Annotated in this window: 18 protein-coding genes and 1 tRNA gene; 6 read left to right on the top strand and 13 right to left on the bottom strand. The window is 43.3% G+C overall.

The genetic code is table 11. The features are described from left to right. Window positions 1-246 precede the first annotated feature (246 nt). Both AX660_RS12295 and AX660_RS12290 read left to right on the top strand, forming a co-directional pair. Entirely contained in the window at window positions 247-876 is a 630-nt protein-coding gene (locus AX660_RS12295) for a 3'-5' exonuclease (RefSeq protein ID WP_082768888.1), read from the top strand. 75 nt (window positions 877-951) lie between these two features. Then, entirely contained in the window at window positions 952-1,452 is a 501-nt protein-coding gene (locus AX660_RS12290) for a hypothetical protein (protein WP_068377294.1), read from the top strand. 271 nt (window positions 1,453-1,723) lie between these two features. On the opposite strand, the gene AX660_RS23210 is transcribed toward AX660_RS12290, so the two are convergent. Then, window positions 1,724-1,864: a hypothetical protein gene (locus tag AX660_RS23210; protein ID WP_157884333.1), complete on the bottom strand. Its 141-nt coding sequence runs from the start codon at window positions 1,862-1,864 to the stop codon at window positions 1,724-1,726. 39 nt (window positions 1,865-1,903) lie between these two features. Between AX660_RS23210 and AX660_RS12285 the strand changes: the two genes are divergently transcribed. From AX660_RS12285 to AX660_RS12275, 3 genes are all read left to right on the top strand, one after another. Continuing rightward, a complete protein-coding gene (locus tag AX660_RS12285) occupies window positions 1,904-2,851 on the top strand; it encodes a helix-turn-helix domain-containing protein (RefSeq protein ID WP_068377291.1) in 948 nt (315 codons plus the stop codon). 54 nt (window positions 2,852-2,905) lie between these two features. Beyond that, window positions 2,906-3,964, top strand: coding sequence for an alpha/beta hydrolase (locus AX660_RS12280; protein ID WP_068377289.1), 1,059 nt, complete (start codon window positions 2,906-2,908; stop codon window positions 3,962-3,964). Between the two features lie 662 nt (window positions 3,965-4,626). Then, a complete protein-coding gene (locus tag AX660_RS12275; RefSeq protein ID WP_068377287.1) occupies window positions 4,627-5,430 on the top strand; it encodes a hypothetical protein in 804 nt (267 codons plus the stop codon). A gap of 77 nt (window positions 5,431-5,507) precedes the next feature. Here AX660_RS12275 and AX660_RS12270 read toward each other — a convergent pair. From AX660_RS12270 to nlpI, 5 genes are all read right to left on the bottom strand, one after another. After that, a tRNA-Ser gene (locus AX660_RS12270) sits at window positions 5,508-5,597 on the bottom strand. Window positions 5,598-6,008: 411 nt separating this feature from the next. Continuing rightward, window positions 6,009-6,608 carry an HAD family hydrolase gene (locus tag AX660_RS12265; protein WP_068377286.1) on the bottom strand — a complete coding sequence of 200 codons (600 nt, stop codon included), beginning with the start codon at window positions 6,606-6,608 and terminating at the stop codon, window positions 6,009-6,011. A gap of 113 nt (window positions 6,609-6,721) precedes the next feature. After that, window positions 6,722-7,780: a quinolinate synthase NadA gene (nadA, locus tag AX660_RS12260; RefSeq protein WP_068377285.1), complete on the bottom strand. Its 1,059-nt coding sequence runs from the start codon at window positions 7,778-7,780 to the stop codon at window positions 6,722-6,724. 140 nt (window positions 7,781-7,920) lie between these two features. After that, window positions 7,921-9,024, bottom strand: coding sequence for a hypothetical protein (locus AX660_RS12255; RefSeq protein ID WP_068377283.1), 1,104 nt, complete (start codon window positions 9,022-9,024; stop codon window positions 7,921-7,923). Between the two features lie 12 nt (window positions 9,025-9,036). Continuing rightward, entirely contained in the window at window positions 9,037-9,942 is a 906-nt protein-coding gene (nlpI, locus tag AX660_RS12250; RefSeq protein WP_068377282.1) for a lipoprotein NlpI, read from the bottom strand. 295 nt (window positions 9,943-10,237) lie between these two features. Between nlpI and cdd the strand changes: the two genes are divergently transcribed. Next, entirely contained in the window at window positions 10,238-10,648 is a 411-nt protein-coding gene (gene cdd / locus AX660_RS12245) for a cytidine deaminase (protein WP_068377891.1), read from the top strand. Between the two features lie 106 nt (window positions 10,649-10,754). Here cdd and AX660_RS12240 read toward each other — a convergent pair whose 3' ends face one another. The 7 genes from AX660_RS12240 to AX660_RS12210 form a co-directional block, all read right to left on the bottom strand. Beyond that, window positions 10,755-12,962: a xanthine dehydrogenase family protein molybdopterin-binding subunit gene (locus tag AX660_RS12240; RefSeq protein WP_068377281.1), complete on the bottom strand. Its 2,208-nt coding sequence runs from the start codon at window positions 12,960-12,962 to the stop codon at window positions 10,755-10,757. Then, on the bottom strand, window positions 12,962-13,444 hold the full coding sequence (locus tag AX660_RS12235; protein WP_068377273.1) for a (2Fe-2S)-binding protein: 483 nt from the start codon (window positions 13,442-13,444) through the stop codon (window positions 12,962-12,964). Before AX660_RS12235 ends, AX660_RS12240 begins: the two co-directional genes overlap by 1 nt. Window positions 13,445-13,558: 114 nt before the next feature. Next, window positions 13,559-14,800, bottom strand: coding sequence for an ABC transporter permease (locus tag AX660_RS12230; protein ID WP_068377271.1), 1,242 nt, complete (start codon window positions 14,798-14,800; stop codon window positions 13,559-13,561). A 5-nt stretch (window positions 14,801-14,805) separates the two neighbouring features. Continuing rightward, window positions 14,806-15,990, bottom strand: a complete 1,185-nt coding sequence (locus AX660_RS12225) for an efflux RND transporter periplasmic adaptor subunit (protein ID WP_068377269.1) — start codon at window positions 15,988-15,990, stop codon at window positions 14,806-14,808. Beyond that, window positions 15,987-16,976: an HlyD family secretion protein gene (locus AX660_RS12220; protein ID WP_068377266.1), complete on the bottom strand. Its 990-nt coding sequence runs from the start codon at window positions 16,974-16,976 to the stop codon at window positions 15,987-15,989. Before AX660_RS12220 ends, AX660_RS12225 begins: the two co-directional genes overlap by 4 nt. A 10-nt stretch (window positions 16,977-16,986) precedes the next feature. Beyond that, on the bottom strand, window positions 16,987-17,955 hold the full coding sequence (locus AX660_RS12215) for an HlyD family efflux transporter periplasmic adaptor subunit (RefSeq protein WP_068377262.1): 969 nt from the start codon (window positions 17,953-17,955) through the stop codon (window positions 16,987-16,989). Between the two features lie 2 nt (window positions 17,956-17,957). Then, window positions 17,958-18,635, bottom strand: coding sequence for an ABC transporter ATP-binding protein (locus tag AX660_RS12210; RefSeq protein WP_068377889.1), 678 nt, complete (start codon window positions 18,633-18,635; stop codon window positions 17,958-17,960). Window positions 18,636-18,783: the final 148 nt, after the last annotated feature.

Genomic DNA, 18,783 nt, shown 5'->3' with positions numbered 1-18,783 from the left:
GAGCAACTTAGAACAACTTTAGTTGGCCTGCAAAGCAGGTGAACCACACAGGTGTGTAGTGGCATAGTTATTATGTCTGTCCTGTTAATTATTTGCTCAGACCGACTATATTTTGATTTTAAAAAACCTAAGCAAAGCCTTGAGCTTGTTGATAGGTTAAAACTAAACCTAAGCAAAAACTTTTTGCTAATATGTGCGCCTTAGACACAGGTCTGATTTATCGCTTTGATTTACAGGTAAAAATTTATGCCACAACACTGCGCCGACTCACTTATAGTGCTCGATTTTGAAACCACCGGTTTGTCTCCAGACATGGGCGATAGAGCCATTGAAATAGGTGCGGTGCGTCTTGAAAAAGGCCAAGTTGTAGAACGCTTTCAAGCCCTGATGAATCCAGGCAAACGTATCAATAGTTTTATCGAAAATTACACCGGCATTACTAACCAAATGTTAAGCAAGGCTGCACCCTGTGACGAAGTGATGGAACAATTTGCCAGCTTTATGGGTAACAGTAATCTGCTTGCCCATAACGCCTCCTTTGATAAACGTTTTTTAGATGCCGAATTACGTCGTATCGCTAGGCCATATACAGGTACTTTTGCTTGTTCGTTATTAGTCGCTAGGCGTTTATATCAACAAGCGCCTAATCATAAGTTAGGTTCGCTTATCGCTTATAAAAACATCCTTTCACCTGGGGATTTTCACCGAGCCTTATTCGACTCAGAAATGACCGCAAAACTATGGATGGTCATGCTGCAAGACATTACCCTCGCAACCCAACAAATAGATGTTCCTTTTGCCTTCATTCAAAAACTGTCAAAAACCCCAAAAAATGCGGTGGGTAGCTTGTTTACTAAGCGAACTAATTTTGTGTAAACGGGGCAGGCTAACTAAGTCAGCTAAAGACAATCCCAATAACTTGAATAGGATCATATGCTGGAATCATCAAAAATGGCTTTGCATAATTTGCGAGTTGTGATTTTTGTCTTAATAGCAGCGACTCAGTTAATTGCGTGCAGTGAGAGTCCGCTTCTTGCTGCCAAGCCCGATTTACCAGCGCCTTGGTGGGAAGATGTCCCACCTATTATTATTGATGGCGATCAATTTTACGGTGCCCCGTGCACTGTTACTCGAGTAAGTAAAGATACTACCGGTGCTCAGTCTGCAGTGGTTATATTTACTGCGCCAAGTCAGCTTATGACAACGTGTGCGCAAAGAGAGCTAAAACGAAATTATCTCGAGTATGATGGCGAATTTATTATTTTACATGTTGATCGACAAACCTTTGGTGCCGGAGCATGGACAGGCGAGCGTTTTCGCAGTGCAGATTTTACCCACTGGCAGCAATATATTGGCGTCACCTGGGTAAATAGCGAAGAGTATGAAGCGTGGCGAAATGTGGGATCTGAGTCAACCAAAGCCGACTCAATTAAGAAGGTTGAGCACCAATAAACATCGCAAAGTAACCCCGCCCAGGACGCTGGTCTTATGGGTAGCAGTCACCTATCTAAAAAAAACAAAGTTGCATGTCAGTTGTCATTATTTGCAGTGGGTGTCTTGTTAGTACGTTTCAGGCGAACTTAGAATCTGAAAATCTCTGAAAATAAGCTTAACAAATCCATAAGCTAAACCGTAAGCTACATAAGCAAGAAAACATTGTGTATGCTTTGGGTAATTTAAATTGTCCGGTGAAATCGGCCTTATGAATTCAGTCCAGATCTCATTACTTGCCATCGCTATTGGCTATGGCTTCCATTGCTGTTACCGCCTTTACCGAATGCAAATAGGGGGCGCTTCTAAGCCCCTTAGCGGTTTTCTGATAATATCGACTATCGGTTATATTGCCGAATGGTTGATGCTTCATTCGAGTACTCCGTTTAAGAGTCTATGGTTGTGGTTTGTAATGAGCACCGCTTTGTTGCTGTTACCGTTCTTCTGGCAAAGTGTTCGAGTGTTATTAGCCTTACCGTATTCAACGCGCAACCGTGGCATTTGGATATGGTCAACCTTTGGCATATTACTGATAGCACCGTTGATATTTGCTGCCCATAGTGGCACTGATTTTTATGATGCTTTGGCACCCGTTTCTGACAGACAAGCTTTTGCGATCCATGTGGGAATGTTTGTGAGTGCTGGGATTTTTGCCACATTAACCCCTTGTTTACTCTGGCGTGCGAAAACAGCGAGTAAAGAGCTGTTGTCAAAAATTTCAATCCCGCAGAAGCAACTGGTTGATTTACTCATTCTCGCGTTGGCAGTGAAATGGCTATGTTGTTTTTTAAGGGTAATCCATTGTGCGGTAATGGGCGCGAACCCAGGGTTTGAACTGAATATTATAATGACCTTGGATATTGTTGTCACCCTATGGGCATTGTCACAAATATTTAAGCGCTTATATAAGAACACTGACCCCTTACCATCGAAAAATACCAAAACCGAGAGCGCTAAGGACCAAAAGTATCAAAGTTCTGGCTTAAATACGCCCACCTGTAAACGCATTTTGCAAAAGCTCGAAAATGCCTGCGTACATGATGGGCTCCATCGGCAGCCGGATTTGAGTCTTAAAAAGCTGAGTGAACATTTTAGAGAAAGTCCGCACTATATTTCACAGGTGTTAAATCAGGAGTTAGGCTGTAATTTTTATACGTGGCTAAATAGTCAGCGCATTCAGGACGCCTGTGCTTTGTTAGCGCGCAACGCAGATCTAAAAATAATTGATGTCGCCGAACAAGTGGGCTTTAACGCCAAATCAACGTTTAACAGCGCGTTTTATAAACATACAGGTGTGACGCCAAGCCAATATCGCAACCAACTATTGCAAAAAGGTACTAACCGAACGGTTAGGGCGTAAATTAACATAAACACCCTTAGATTGATGTTCTTTGCTATCTAATAGGGGAACATCATGCGCGTTATAACATCGTCTTTTACATCAATCTTTCGTGTTTTACTCATCGGTTTTATGTTACCAGCAAGTATGAGTTTTGCCGGAAGTTTGGAAGTGAAAAGCTTGCAGGCTAAATCCTTGGAAGAGAATGTCATCGGTATTGACCCAAAAAGAGACATTCGGGTGTATTTACCAACGTCTTACCAATCAGGTCAACAGCGATATCCGGTGGTTTTCTACTTTCACAATATGTTCTGGAGCAATAAGCAGCTTTTTGGTGAGGGTAATGAGTTTAAATCTTTGTTGGATTTTGCCATCCAAAAGGGCGAACTCGATGAGGTGATTGTGGTGGCTGGTGATTTTCGTGCTCCTAATAACGGTACCTTTTATGGCAATAGCCCTAGCAGTGGTCGCTGGTTAGATCACATTACTCAGGAGCTAATACCCTACATCGACCAACAATATCGAACATTACCCAATAAACGTATAGGCTTGGGCGATTTTTTTGGCGGGTATGCGGCATTGCGACTTGCTATGGATTATCCCGGATTATTTAGCGCGATATATTCGATGCATCCGGTAGGCACTGCCACTGGAGAAACCCTATTGCACTCAAAACCGGATTGGCATGCGATGAACACCGCCACAAGTTGGGAAGAGTTACAAGCCAATGTATTCTCGACTGTATTTATGGTGATGGCACAAACCTACTTACCGAACCCCCAAAAACCGCCTTTTTATGCCGATATGATGGTTGAACTAAAACAAGGAAAGTTAGTCATTAACAGTGAAAATGTGCGTTTACTGCGCAGCCGATTTTTGTTACTCGAGCAAGTACCCTTTAAGGCTGAGGCGTTAAAACAATTAAAAGCCTTTAAGATGGATTGGGGGCGCTTAGATACCAATCCCGACCATGTCTATGGGAATCGAAAATTTACCCAAATATTAATGGATTATGGTGTCGACCACGAGGCCGAAGAATACAACGGTGGACCATTTGACAAAATGTGGGGCGAGCAAGGTAGAGTGCGCAGTGAAGTTTTCCCTTTCATTCAAAGAGTGTTGCATCAGCAGTAGTGGATGGTGCTTGTGACTTAAGAATAGAGACAGAGGCGCTGAGAATTACAAGATCTGCGTGGCATGAGCCAATGAAAATAAAAAAGGGCGCAAGGGCTGTTTACTCCAAATTATTAGTACTCTGGCTGACCCCGCCCTTGCTTACTTCGTAAGCTATACGGCGAAACTCTCTATGAAACAGGTTTGGGTTTTGTAACTGCAGGGCAGAGGCGTTGAAAATCAAAAAAGTTAACGGACTGCTGATCTATACAACGCAATTATTCAGACCCCCAGTTCAATAAATCCAAATTCATATTGTCATTTAAGGTAATTTATACTGGATGTCTTGGTAGTGGTTTATTTCAATTTTCATGCATCACCTAAAATATATGCGTACGCATAGATACGAAACAAACTCCTTATAAAATTAATAAAATATCCGCTAACGCGGTTAAAACGATTTATTAGTAACTTAGAGTGAGAAATATGTGCGGGCGGGGTTGGGAGTTCAGACAAAGATGCATTTGGTGCCGCAGAGTGTTTACCTATTGATTTCAATGAATTTTTCATGTACAAAAAGAAATCTTTGCTGCAACGTTCAGCCTAAATTCCTTCTCTCCGCTAGACTATTACAGACTCTAATTTCAATCTAGTTCATCTCAAAACAAGGACATGTGTCTGCTATGGACTCCAAAGCTAAAAAAATATTGTTTGATTGTTATTGGAAGCCTAGTTCTGGATGGAAAAAAACACCTATAGACACTAATGATTTTGAATATGCTAAATCAAAAGGGCTAATGTTCGATCCAGTAAGTTTTACTCATGACCAATTAATCCAAAGTGTCATTAAGACTTGCAACAATATTAGTAAGAAGTCAGTTACTGATGCGTTTATCAGTAGCTTGAGCAATCGAGACTTAGAACATCGGTCAGCTCTTGCAAGTTTTGCTTGTGGTCAAAAACTACCATTGCATTCACACCTACCTACTACTACTACTACTAGGTTATGCTCAATCTGCTCAGAGTATGAGGCCAATGGGCCTATAGATTTGAACATATTGAATTTCGAAAGGATTAAATTTGGCGGTGTGAGGCACTTGAGTCCCTTGTACATATGGCTTGACTTAACTTGCTTTAAGAAGTTAGAAGTGAGTTCCCCTACCCCAAATGATATTGAGTTGCTGCGCGACATATTCGATTCATTGAAGGATATCGGAAGTAACAAGCTCTCTGATGCACAAAACGCACTTTCTTTCTTAAAGAGCAATAAAAATGAGCGAGAAGGAATCGTATCAACACTTGGATATTGTGGAATTTTATCGATACCAAATATCAAAGCATTTCACGAACATTACACCACTGGCAACGAGAGAGAATATTCGACCTATGCTAAATCTGATTGGCCTTTCCCAGCTGATTTGTGGAAGCCTGAATATGGGCTTAATGCTGAAAGTATTGACTACTGGTTCGGTGATTATTTGCAGTGAGGTATCAACAAAATATTGGGTTATCTGATCCCAAATAAAAAAACCAGCAACTAAGTTACTGGTTTTTCTATATTATTTGGCGGAGAGAGAGGGATTCGAACCCTCGTTAGGTTTAACCCTAAACACACTTTCCAGGCGTGCGCCTTCAGCCACTCAGCCACCTCTCCAAACCTTTTAGATCCCAGCTAGACATACTTATTATCTATCTAAAACCTTTTAATCAGTGCTTTAACTCCGTTGTATTTAGGCTTAAATAATACAAATTATAAAGGAGCATTTTTAGCAGGCGCGTATGTTAGGGAAAACCTTGGTTCCGCGCAAGTAATAACTGCTAACACAGATATGAGTTGGTGATTTATTGGTCAGTTACGCGACTGTTCGCAACAAAACTGACCTTAACATCGATTTATTGGTTTACTAATTCAGCCAAAACAATCCCCAATACCATTGGAAAGCGAATACAGGGACGTATTGTTTCGCGAACCTAAGGATGGAATTGTCGCGAGGCGGCAAATGAACTCTCCCCCATGAACATAGCCGTACTATTTGATTGGGGAGAGTGGGAGCAGCCAACAAGGCTACAGTTTCAAGGGTGCCAGGGATATCTTGCCATTGATCACCATAATACAATCCATACCTGCATTTTGCGCGGCTTGGCGGCCTATTTCGGTGTCTTCAAATACGACGCAATCTTTGGCTTGTAGACCCATGTTTTTGGCGACCGTTAAAAAGGTTTCGCCGTGGGGTTTACCATAAGTCACGTCGTTGGCGGTCACCACAGTTTCGACTCTTGCTAGCAAACCTGACTCGCTTAACATGCGGATGGCGTTACCGCGCTCAGAACCTGTGCCTACGCCCATTTTAAGTATGCCTTGGTATTTTTGCATTACGGCAAAGGTTTCGGCAATCACCACAGGTTTGTCGTCGAGCTTAAGAAATTCTTGGCGTTTATGTTCGGTTACTTCATCTTGATCATGTGCAAGGCCATATTTTACATTGAGCATGCCCACGATTTCTCGAGTGGGTACGCCGCCTAGGCCATGAATGTAATCACCGTCATAGGGATAACCAAAATGTGCGCAGGTTTGTTGCCAGGCTAGACCATGGGCGCCCATTGAATCTATTAGGGTGCCGTCCATATCAAACACTATCCCTTTGTAACGGCTTAAATCTGGCATGTACTGCTCCTAATTATTAAAACAAAAACTTAACCTACAGAGGTTATGTGGCCTAAATATGAAAAAGCCAGCGATGCTGGCTTTTATCTTGGTGAATCGCCTAAAAACACGATTTAAATATTACTACTAATCTTCATTTTCAACTCTGCTGAAAAAGCCAACATACGATCGAGTGGTACTAACGCTCGTTGGCGCAGGGCTTCGTCTACCTTAATCTCGTGGCCGCTGTTATCAGTCAGTGATTGATAGATGGCTTGTAAACCATTCATGGCCATCCACGGGCAGTGGGCGCAACTTTTACAAGTGGCACCGTTGCCAGCTGTGGGGGCTTCTAACAATATTTTACCCGGCGCGGCTTGTTGCATTTTATAAAAGATACCGCGATCGGTAGCTACAATAAAATGACTATTGGGCAAGGTTTGCGCGGCTTTAATCAACTGGGTGGTTGAGCCAACCGCATCGGCTAAGGCCACTACGCTGGCTGGTGATTCGGGATGCACCAGTATTGCTGCATCAGGATATAAATGTTTCATATCAAGCAGAGCTTTAGCCGAAAACTCGTCGTGTACTATACATTCACCTTGCCACATCAACATGTCAGCGCCGGTTTTTTTGGCGATATACGCACCTAAATGACGGTCAGGTGCCCAAATGATTTTTTCACCAAGTGAGTCTAAATGCTCGACAATTTCTAAGGCAATGCTTGAGGTCACCACCCAATCGGCACGGGCTTTCACTGCCGCCGAGGTATTGGCATAGACCACAACTGTGTGATCAGGATGGGCATCACAAAAAGCAGCAAATTTATCTTCAGGGCAACCTATGTCTAATGAGCAGGTAGCCTCTAAAGTGGGCATTAATACGGTTTTTTCAGGGCTCAAAATTTTAGCGGTTTCACCCATAAACTTAACACCGGCGATGATCAGTGTATCCGCGTCGCAATCGCGGCCAAAACGGGCCATTTCTAGCGAGTCTGAAATACAACCGCCGGTGGCTTCGGCCAAGGCTTGGATTTCAGGATCGGTATAATAATGGGCAATCAGTTTGGCATTTTTCTGTTTTAACAGGCTTTTTATTTCTTGCACATAAAATTGCTGCTGATCAACAGTGAGTACCTTGGGTTTAGCTGGAAACGGATAGTCGACTTTTTCGACTGCAATTAGCTGAGACATAGACAACCTGAAATACTGAATAAGATCAAACGAGGAAATGTGGTCCGGGCATTATACTCGAATGAAACAAAAATGACATATTAGCTACAGAGCCTGTTTACGCTAAGTTATTACTAATACTCGAGACAGTAAAAATAGGGCTAAGGGGGTTGATGAAAGGCTTCATAACGCGCTCGCCAATACACTGCGCTGACATCGTTTTGTTGCTCATACAATTGGGCAAAGTTGATAAAAGCTGGGGTGATATGTTTGTTCTGCTGCAAAGAAGCCTGCCACGCTGCCAGATAAGTCGCGGGAATACGCCTTAAATCATGGTATTCCATAAAGGTCATCTCTTTGCTGGTTTTAAAAGCTTGAGCACTGTGATTATTACAAGTGCGCGCCTTACTGAGCAAGGGGATGTCGGTGCGTCCAAGCCCTTGCCAATAATGCAAATCAGGCTGTTTTTGCCCAGCCTGTTGAAACACCAAATTTGGCGCAGCGATACCACTGCATACTCGCTCAGCTAATTCTTTGCTTAAGGGATATTCATCAATAAAACCGGCAAAGTGTGCCATCTCGTGTATCAACACATCGTAAGTATCTTGCAGATCCAAGTACATAATACCGTTGTGCACATTGGCTTTACCCTGGCGGGTAAAAATCACTAAATGGGTAAATTGGCGATCTTTAAGGTGTGCAGCCAAAGGTGCAATATCACAACTAATACGGGTATTGGAGTCAACATCATCACACTCTAATAATTGGGGCACAAACACCACTTTAGGGGCGATACAAATTGGCAGGCTTTGTAGCCTTAAATCCGTATTAAAGCGCCTAATAAAATCACTAGCTTGGCCTAAAGAGGGTAATTCACTGGTAACAAACAAGACTTGCTGTAAACAACCTGCACCTGCCCAATTTGGCAAATCACTTGAATATAATGCTGCGTTTTGATGTGAGTCGAGCCAATCTTGAGCATATTGTCGATACAATTCGGCAGGTTGTGAGCCCAATTCAGAGGCGTCAACCAAGCTCAACAAAGCCTCGTCATAGAGACCTTGCTGCCAAAGTGTTAAGCCTTGATTGAGCTTAACTTTTGCCAATTTAACATTGTGTTTTGTTTGCAGGTTGGGCGAAGCATTACAGTGTTTAAAATCAGAGCAGGGAGAGCTCAGCCAATACTGAGCGATTAACAAAGCTGGCATTATTGCTAATAACAGCGCTAGTAAAAGGGCCAGTGCCAGCCAAAAGCCCTTGTTCATCAAGTTATCTAACTAGTGTGCTTGAATTTCAGACTGCGCTTTACTGGCATCCTCGCGCAACATATTTAACTCAAGACGGGCATAACGATGTTCAACGTATTCAAATACATTGGTACTTAGGGCGAGTTTAAAATAATTAGAGGCTATACCACGCTCCCCTTTGGCTGAATGGTATTTACCTAAATAAAAGTAGGCTTCACATAATCTGTCAGTGAGTTGCTGCTGACTACTCACACCTGAAATTAAGGCATTTAACAGTTTATTTTCGCTAATTTTATCCAGATATAAGTCAACCAGATTAGTCGCCCAGTTGTCCTTGTCTAAATTTTTACGGGCGATGGCTAAGTCTTTTAACGCCTGCTCTTTGTTAATTTCGCTGGCTGCCAAGTAACTCCATAAGGCGCGATAAGGATCACTCGAATCTTTAGTATAAAACGCGCCAAGATCCTGCATTGCTAAATCAGGACGACCACCATAATAAAGCGCGATGCCACGATTCAAAAAAGCAAATTCGTAATCAGGGTTAATATCTAGAGTGGCATCAAAAGCTTCGTAAGCTTGGATAAACTCCATTTGTTGGGTGAAGTGCACGCCAATAGAGTTATAGGCTTCGGCCAAATCAGGTTTCAGTTGAATAGCCTGATTAAAATCAAACTGGGCTAAACCAGCTAAACCCACACTGTCGTAAAGCATGCCGCGCTGGTGCAGTAATTGTGCACGCTCTTCATCTTTGAGACTCACCTGCGCCAAAATCTGATTATAACGAGCAATAGCCATTTGCGAGCGCACACTCATAGGCGCAGGCTCAGCTAACAATAAATTACTCATTTGCGTAGAGCTTTGCTGAGTTGCCGTATTCATCGCACAACCGCCCAAAAAAGTACTACATAAAACCAAGCTAACAAGATGTTTATACATAATTAAGAAGAGACTGATTTAACCTGGTTGAGACTATCAGCAGCGCAAGTTGAACAAATTTAGTTACGACTTGTGCTGCAAAAAAAGCCATTTAAAAGAGAAGTCGAATTAGCCTTAGAGTCTCGCAAATAGGCTAAAAAGTAAAGTTAAGCACTGAACTATGAGGCAAATTTATCAATATAACTTGTATCAAAGCGTGAAAATAAGACACACTGCGCGGCCGAGTTTTTGTTATGTACCCTTACTGTCTAAAAAATACTCTAATTATAGTGGCATGGGTATAAATGAGGATCTAATGCAAACAATGCTTAGCGCACAACACCAACAACTATTAGCTAAAGCCCAGCAGGCACAAACACACGCTCACGCGCCCTACTCGCAATTTAAGGTAGGTGCCGCCATTATCGATGATAATTCGCAAACCCATTTTGGCTGTAATGTCGAAAATGCCGCTTACCCTTTAGGCCAATGTGCCGAGGCCACTGCCATAGGTATGATGGTGGTTAACGGTGGTAAACGAATTCGTGAAATCCTAATTGCTAGTCCAAACGATGAATTCTGCTCGCCCTGTGGTGGATGCCGGCAAAAAATAGCGGAATTTGCTGATAAAAATACCTTAGTGCACATGGCCACTCAACAAGGCGAAATCAAAACTGTCGTTTTCAGTGATTTATTGCCTTTAGCTTTTGGGTTTAATAAAGACTAAAACCCCATATATACCCAAGCAACCTGCAGTTTCAATTATGAAGGGTATAAAAATGCCGCTGCAACCTATAAGAGTATGCAGCGGCATCTTGCCTATTTACGCAGAATTAAATCGCTAGAGGTGTAAAAGGTAAATCGCGATAACGTTTACCTGAGGCGGCAAATACCGCATTACTTAAGGCTGGGGCAAAAGGTCCAAGTCCAGGTTCACCTAAGCCGGTGGCTTTTTCGTCATTTTCGACAAAATGTACTTTAACCACGGGCATTTCGTTAATACGTAATACCGGATATTGATGGAAATTGCTATTCACCACTGCACCGTTTTTAAACACAATTTCAGTGCGTAAAGAGTAAGACATGCCCATGACTACCGCGCCTTCCATTTGCGCGGTAGCACCATCAAGGTTAAGCACTTGACCACAATCCACTGCGGCGTTTACTTCTAGCACTTTGATGTCGTCGCCGTTGACTTCTACCAATACCGCCATGGCCACGTAGGTATTAAAACTGTAATGCACCGCTATACCCAAACCTTGGTTTTTAGGCAGAGCTCCACGTTTGTCCCAGTTAGCTTGCTTTGCAGCCAAGGCCAACACGCCTTTAGAGCGCCTTACTTTTTCAGCGTCTTTGGGATCTTTGTTATTGTCGTAAACCTTATTCAAAAAGCTAAGCGTATCTTGTTTAGCTTGGTGAGCGAGTTCGTCGGCAAAAGCACCGTAGGCAAAACCATAAAAAATGGCGTATACAGCACGATACCAACCTATACGGGTATGGGCTGGAGCATCACCGTTTTCGCTACGCAAATTGGCTATACCAAAGGGATGATTGGCGATTTCGGCCACATCATCCTTAGTGGCTTTGCCCTGAGCAGGGTTAAACAAAGACGCGATTGGTGGAAAGGCAATACGATGCATCCAACCTGTCACATTACCGGATTTATCTAAGGAGGCCTCGATATGCTGGGCGTTAATAGAATGGTAATAACCGGTACGCATGTCTTCTTCACGAGACCACGTAAGCTGCACTGGCGCATTGACCTTTTGCGACAACACAGTGGCTTCGTGCACATAGTCACACTTAAATTTACGCCCAAAAGCACCGCCAGCCATGGTCACGTGCACCAAGATATCCTTGGGCTCACGTTTAAGATATTGGCCTAAGACCTTTTGAATATCGGCTGGGCTTTGAGTAGCAGCCCAGACTTCACAACTGTCTTTTTGCACCCACACCACACTGGCATTGGGCTCCATGGGTGAATGGGACAAATGTCCACCGGTATAAGTGGCTTTTACTACATGGGCAGCATCGGTAAAGGCTTTTTGCACATCACCACGCTCAACCATCACTTCGGCTGGATTTTCGACATTTTTCACCAACATGGCTTTGTAAGCATTCGTGTCGTAGCTTTGATTAGCACCCAGATCCCATTCTATTTTGAGCAGTTTCAGCGCTTGTTGCGCTGTCCAGGTATTGTCGGCCACCACGGCCACTCCGCCAATAGAACCAAAGGGAATATCAAAACGTGGGATCTCAACAACATCCAGCACACCTGCCATTTTTAAGGCAGCGCTTTTATCACAAGACTTTAACTTGCCACCGAGTACCGGACAGTGAGTAATGGCCGCGTATTTTAAACCGGGTAACTTGGTATCAACCCCATAAGTCAATTTACCTTGCACTATGTCGCCTTGGTTGTGACGAGCTAAATCTTTACCGATATATTTGAATTGTGCTTTGGTTTTTAGAACCGGCTTAGCTGGCACTGGGCTATTTGCTGCCAAACTAGCTAACTCACCGTAAGAGAGTTTTTGTTGATTCAGGGTATTAATGACAAAATGATTATCCGCTTTGCAGTTTGCCGCTGATGTTGCCCATACCTTGGCGGCAGCCGCGATCAGCATTTCTTTGGCTGCCGCACCTGCTTCACGCATTGGAATATACATAGTACGAATACTGGCCGAGCCGCCGGTAGCTTGTGAGCCAAACTTTTCTTCGTTGCCATCGGCTTGCAATACCGTCACTCGTGACCAGTCGGCTTCAAGCTCATCTGCGACAGCGGCAGGTAAAGCAGTACTAATACCTTGGCCCATTTCACAACGACCACAATAAATTAGGGTATCGCCGTTTTCAGCGATATGAATAAAGGCATTCGGGTTAAATGTGGCGTCTTCAGCACCTTGCGTAAACTTGGCCATAGCATGCTGAGGAATAACCACACCAATAACCAAACCACCAGCGGCAACGCCAGATTGTTTGAGGAAACGACGACGACTTTCGTTAATCAGTTGTGCTGTGCTTTCATTAAAAAGGTTCATTATTTGACCTCCTTATACATGCCTTCATTCATCACAATCGCCGCATCAGCAACGGCTTGTTTTATACGTTGATAAGTACCACAACGACAAATATTCCCTTGCATCGCATTGTCGATATCGTCGCTGCTAGGGGTTTTATTAGTGGCCAAAAAGCCTGCTGCATTCATGATTTGCCCAGCCTGACAATAACCACATTGTGGGACTTTATTTTCTATCCAGGCGATTTGCAGCGGATGATCACCTTTTGCAGATAGACCTTCGATGGTAGTGATAGATTTTCCTGCTACAGCAGATACCGGCATTACACAGGAACGAGTTGCTTGGCCGTCGAGTAATACAGTACAGGCACCACATAAGCCCATACCACAACCAAATTTGGTGCCGGTAAGCTCCAATTTGTCGCGCAAAAACCACAATAAAGGCATGTCGTCAGGTACATCAATGGCATAACTTTTAGCATTAATGACTATGGATTTACTCATCACATCTTCCTCTTAGACCCTAACAAGTAGTTGTACCTGTTGTCGTCTTTGTTGTATGGGGCTTAAATTACATATTGTTTATTTACTAGCTAAATAGAGTAGCCTGATTTGGTATTAATCACTATGTAGGGCTTCAATGGGATTAAGCTGAGAGGCTTTAATGGCTGGAAACACGCCAAAACCAACACCCACAGCAATACAAATACCCAAAGACAAAAAGATTGCCACCATAGACCAGCTCACCGCCCAGCCTGAATAAAAGCCGATGATTTCAGACAGTGCCAACCCAAATACTATACCTAACAAACCGCCCAATACCGAAATGGTAAAACTCTCGGCGATAAACTGTAACTTGATGTCTTTCTGGGTAGCGCCAACGGCGCGCAACAAACCTATTTCTTTGGTGCGCTCTAATACGTTGGCCAGCATGATATTCATGATGCCAATACCACCCACTAACAAGGAGATACCTGCCACACAAGCCATCACGATATTAAATATTTGCTGAGTTTGTTTTTGCTGAGCTAACAACGCTGCCGGAATAATCAATTGATAGTCTTCGGTTTCACCATGGCGCAGTTTAAATAACTGGGCTACCGCTTTGGCTGCCACACTGGGATCAACCTCTTCTGAAATTTTCAGTTTGATTACGTCAAGTTCACTGGCTAGTGCAGGAGCATTGAGCTTTTTCATACTGGTAGATAGTGGTACAAAAAGTCGTGCGCTGTCACCGCCAATTTTAACTCCTTGAAACTCATCTTTGCCTAGATAGGGATTAAATAACACCCCAACAACTTCCAGCCACAAGTGGTTTACTTTAACAAACTTGCCTACAGCCCCACCTTGTGGAAACAGTTCTTCAGCAGCCGACGAACCTAGTACTACGACCTGAGCCACATCGCGATTATCGTCTTCACTGAGCAAACGGCCACTGGCGGTTTTCATATTCGCCAAGGAAAAATGACTCGCAGTTACCCCTACTACATTGGCATCACTACGTCCTTCATCACTATAAATAGACTGGGTTTTAATACGCCGTTCTGCGCTGTAATCTTCCACAAAGGGTAAGGTAATAGCCGCAGCTTCCACATCAGCCAAGGTTAATCCTAAGGACTCTTCACGAATTTCCATCAACTCATCATTGGCAAACTGCTTAGACTCTACAATCAAGTTACGTAGGCCCATGGAATCAATGAGTTTTAAGGCCTGACGCTCGGCGCCTTCGCCAATATTTAACATAGCAATCACTGCGCCCACACCAAAAATCATACCTAACAAAGTTAATAAGGTGCGTAATTTGTGGGCAGCCATTTCGCTTAGGGCGTCGAATATCAAGGGTTTAAAGGTAGCAATCATCTGACTTATACTCCCGCTGGCACACTGAGTGCGATAACATCACCAGCGCTAAGCCCGGCTACTATTTCTACAAAATGCAGATTTTTTTCTGCGGTAGCTACTACTTGTTTAACAAAGTCACTGCCCTGTTGCAGATAGACAAAGTTCTCACCTTTTTCATTGAAGATAGCTTGTAGCGGTATAGTGATTTTATCGACCGCTTCACTGGCTTTAATATGCGCCACCACTTTTTGTGCTGGTTGTAATTTTATATCGCTGCTGGGAATAGCCACGGTTAACTCAAAATACTTAGTTGGGTTGCCCCGTTTAATAGTGCGTGAATATCCCGATACACTGGTCAAGTGCCCAAGCAAAGTATGTTCAGGTAAGGCTTCGAGTGTGAGTTCAACCTCTTGGCCGTCTTTAAGGCCAATGGCATCTTTATCTAATACAAAGATTTTGGCCTGCATTTTTTCTAAGTTGGGAATTTTAGCTATGGTGCTGCCAGGGAAAACCGTTTGACCTATGCTGGGTTTGTCGCCCCTAAAGTTTTTTTCGTACACTAACAAACCATCATAGGGAGCATAAATTTCTAACTGGGATAAGGCTTCTTGATGTTGCACATATTTAGCTTCATGACCCTGTTTACGAATATCTAAAATTTGCACCGAACTTTGATTACGCTCTCCTATGCTGTCTTGTTTCCAATCGATAAATTCCTCTTTAGCACCTAAATAATCACGATTAGACAGAGTGTCGATAATTTCGATTTTTGAATAGAGACGCATATCATCAATGGCAAAAGTATCCACAAAATTAAACTCTTTGCCTACAAACACTTCTTCAGAATTTAACTCGTTTTCTTGTTTGATCTTTTCCGCATAGGTTTTATGTAAGTCCTTATCGAGCAACATCATTTCCAGTTCTTCTTCGCGGCTATCAAGTAATAACAACTCAGCGTCAAAACGTGCCACCACTTGGCCTTTAGTTACTCGAGTATTTTCCTCAGCCAGCCAGTCAATCATCATAGGCCGTCTGCCAGGGGCGGAGATATTTTGCGCTTCGGCCGATTCCAGTTCGCCAAAGGCCGGAATAACGATAGCAAAAGGACGGGAAGTGACTTCAAAGGTAGGAATGGTTGCAACCTCAGGATCGGCGCAGGCACCCAGTAAAAACATAGCAGTAAAACAACAACTAAAAGCTTTGATCATGAGCCCAATACCTCCACTTTGGCTTTCATACCGGGGCGCATCACGTCGGGTTGGTTACCGTCGAGTTCAATTAAGGCATCAAATACCACCTTAGAATTGGTATTGGATTTGGGGTAATAGGCTTGGCCCAATTCAGAAATTTTACCCACGTACGCATTCTCCGGATAGGCTTCAAAAATAACTTTAACGGCTTGGCCAGTATGCAGTTTGGCGGTATCCGGCTCAGCAAATTCGGCTTTGATCGCCACTTCGTCTAAGGAAGGTAATTGCAATAAACTGCGTCCCATATAGACGGTTTGGCCCACAGCTGCTTTTTCGCCATTCCAATCGGCGGTGTACATCACTAAGCCATCTTTGGGTGCCCAAATGGTCAGTTTTGCGATGTCACGCTCAATGCTGTTGACTCGACCTTGGCGCATTTTGATGCCGCCTTGGTCAACTTGGCGGTTAATGTCCATGGCTTTAATATGGTGAGCCAGTCGTTGTTTGGCCTGCGCCAAATTTTCAGTTTGATATTCGTATTCCGCTTGCTGTTTGTCGCGCTCTATTTTTGAGCGTGACGCATCGGTAATTTCTGCCTTACGTTTGGCTTTTTCGTAGTTCATTTCGGCTTCAGCCAAAGAGAGTTTTAAATCTTGTTCAGTAGCCTCATCTTTTAATTTTTGATTTTCGGCTTTTTTAATCTCGGCCGCCAAACGACTGCTATGACTAATTAAGTCGGTTTTTAAACGTTGGCCATCAAAGACCAAAATTTTATCGCCTTTTTTAACCACTTGATTTTCTTTGGCCATAAACTCAATTTTATACTGCCACATGCGCGCTACACTGGGCGGCCCGATAGTGGCATTTTTGAGCGAAATAAGCTCGGCCGAGGCGGTAACACTAGCGCTTTGTTGGACAGACACATCGACAGTTTCGGTTTGACAAGCAAACAATACCGCCGAGCCAAATGCAGCAATTAAGGCAGTTTTAAGTTTGTGATACATGCAAAGCTCCTTATAACTGTTCAATTCGAACACTCATGCCCGGAAAAATTTTCTGTTGTACTGCTTCATCAAAGGCGATTTCAAGACGGTAATAGGCACTATCACTCCACTGGTTGCGCTGTTCTGCTTGACTGGTCATGCTTAATATTCTGCCTTTGTAGGTCTGATTGGGGTAAGCATCTAAGATCAAATCGAGACTGCTATGTTGTATATCGAGTTTAGCCGCATCAATTTCATGCACCCATGAGGTGACTTGATAAGAGGACTGCGCTTGCACTCTGACCACTTCCCAGGCGGGCTCAACGTTAGTGCCCGCGGCAATTTTTTGTTGCATATAAGGGTGCATGACGTGGGAGACAGGACCACTCACCAGAGCCTTAACACTGAGTTTTTCAATTTGGCCTTTTTGATAGGCAATTTTTTCTTCTAGTTTGATAATTTCAATCTGTTGCTTTTGAATACCCACATCACGTTCAGCCTCTTTGAGTTTTAGGTTTTCCTCAGATTTAACCTTTTCTAACAGGGCTTTTTCAAAGGCAATAACAAACTTACCTTTTTCGTAGTGACTGATTTCACCATCAGGAATATTCGCTTCAATGCGGGCTTTGTTTACCGAAATTACTGCTAATTTGAGACGGCCTTCAGCTTCAGTCACGGCTTGATTTAAATCCATTTCGGCCTTAATCAATTCTAACTGTTGGGTTTGCAGATTTTCTTCGTTTTCTTCTAGTTGAGATTGAATACCACCTGAGTCAAATACAGCGATTAAATCCCCCTCTTGCACTATGGCACCTTCTTCAGCCAACCACTGAATTTGAATCTGCCACCCTTCACTTTTAGGCGCTGTCACGGTTTGACTTTGTACCGAGGATACTTCACCAGTCAATAACAAAGGGGCTTTGTTAACACCCTCGTTGGCCCACGTTGTTACACTGCCTAAAGCAGCAAGAATGATTAACTTACTGAATAATCTAGCCATGTTTACACCTTATAATCGAGATCAAGCACTTTACCGTCACGCATCATGACGATGCGCTGGGCGTGGGCGGCTATGTCATCTTCATGGGTTACCATTACGATGGTTTGCCCTTGTTTATGCAAATCGGTTAACAAGGCCATGATTTCGACCGAGGTCTTACTGTCTAAGTTACCCGTCGGTTCGTCGGCCAATACCACTGTGGGGTTATTGATCAAAGCTCGAGCTATGGCCACCCGTTGGCGTTGACCACCCGACATCTCATTAGGGCGATGACTTTTACGATGGCTTAATCCTACCTTATCCAACAAAGCATGGGCGCGTTTATCGGCTTCTTCGCTTGATACATCGGTATAACGCAAAGGTAACTTAACGTTTTCCAGTGCAGTCAATTTGGGCAGTAAGTGAAAAGTTTGAAAGATAAAACCTATGTGTTTATTACGAATAGATGACAAGGTATCGTCATCTAATTTGGCCACATCCTGCCCATCTAATAAATACTGCCCCCCATTAGGCGCATCCAAACAGCCCATGATGTTCATCAAGGTCGATTTACCCGAGCCAGAACTGCCCATAAAGGCAACAAACTCATTGGTTTGGATGGATAAGGAAATATCATTAAGGGCATGCACTTGCTCAGTGCCATTAACAAAAGATTTGGAAATATGGCGTAATTCTAACATATGATTAACTAACAGATGGCGTAAGCCCAACCTTACTTGGATGCCTAGCTTGGATCAACAAATCCAGCATCATGCAATCCCATATCGAATACATAATCTGTTTCAAAATATGTCATTTTGCACAATGTGATGTTAACGATGTCATACG

Source organism: Paraglaciecola hydrolytica (assembly GCF_001565895.1).
Classification (GTDB): domain Bacteria; phylum Pseudomonadota; class Gammaproteobacteria; order Enterobacterales; family Alteromonadaceae; genus Paraglaciecola; species Paraglaciecola hydrolytica.
Note: the sequence above shows the minus strand (reverse complement) of the source record. Positions and strands in the feature narration are given on the sequence as shown.

Coding starts and splice junctions, on each gene's coding strand:
- AX660_RS12230 (WP_068377271.1), bottom strand. CDS start 14,800: ATGATTGCTACCTTTAAACCCTTGATATTCGACGCCCTAAGCGAAATG.
- AX660_RS12265 (WP_068377286.1), bottom strand. CDS start 6,608: ATGCCAGATTTAAGCCGTTACAAAGGGATAGTGTTTGATATGGACGGC.
- AX660_RS23210 (WP_157884333.1), bottom strand. CDS start 1,864: ATGAAGCATCAACCATTCGGCAATATAACCGATAGTCGATATTATCAG.
- AX660_RS12285 (WP_068377291.1), top strand. CDS start 1,904: ATGAGCACCGCTTTGTTGCTGTTACCGTTCTTCTGGCAAAGTGTTCGA.
- nlpI (WP_068377282.1), bottom strand. CDS start 9,942: ATGTATAAACATCTTGTTAGCTTGGTTTTATGTAGTACTTTTTTGGGC.
- AX660_RS12215 (WP_068377262.1), bottom strand. CDS start 17,955: ATGGCTAGATTATTCAGTAAGTTAATCATTCTTGCTGCTTTAGGCAGT.
- AX660_RS12275 (WP_068377287.1), top strand. CDS start 4,627: ATGGACTCCAAAGCTAAAAAAATATTGTTTGATTGTTATTGGAAGCCT.
- nadA (WP_068377285.1), bottom strand. CDS start 7,780: ATGTCTCAGCTAATTGCAGTCGAAAAAGTCGACTATCCGTTTCCAGCT.
- AX660_RS12255 (WP_068377283.1), bottom strand. CDS start 9,024: ATGAACAAGGGCTTTTGGCTGGCACTGGCCCTTTTACTAGCGCTGTTA.
- AX660_RS12280 (WP_068377289.1), top strand. CDS start 2,906: ATGCGCGTTATAACATCGTCTTTTACATCAATCTTTCGTGTTTTACTC.
- AX660_RS12220 (WP_068377266.1), bottom strand. CDS start 16,976: ATGTATCACAAACTTAAAACTGCCTTAATTGCTGCATTTGGCTCGGCG.
- AX660_RS12235 (WP_068377273.1), bottom strand. CDS start 13,444: ATGAGTAAATCCATAGTCATTAATGCTAAAAGTTATGCCATTGATGTA.
- AX660_RS12290 (WP_068377294.1), top strand. CDS start 952: ATGGCTTTGCATAATTTGCGAGTTGTGATTTTTGTCTTAATAGCAGCG.
- AX660_RS12295 (WP_082768888.1), top strand. CDS start 247: ATGCCACAACACTGCGCCGACTCACTTATAGTGCTCGATTTTGAAACC.
- AX660_RS12225 (WP_068377269.1), bottom strand. CDS start 15,990: ATGATCAAAGCTTTTAGTTGTTGTTTTACTGCTATGTTTTTACTGGGT.
- AX660_RS12240 (WP_068377281.1), bottom strand. CDS start 12,962: ATGAACCTTTTTAATGAAAGCACAGCACAACTGATTAACGAAAGTCGT.
- AX660_RS12210 (WP_068377889.1), bottom strand. CDS start 18,635: ATGTTAGAATTACGCCATATTTCCAAATCTTTTGTTAATGGCACTGAG.
- cdd (WP_068377891.1), top strand. CDS start 10,238: ATGCAAACAATGCTTAGCGCACAACACCAACAACTATTAGCTAAAGCC.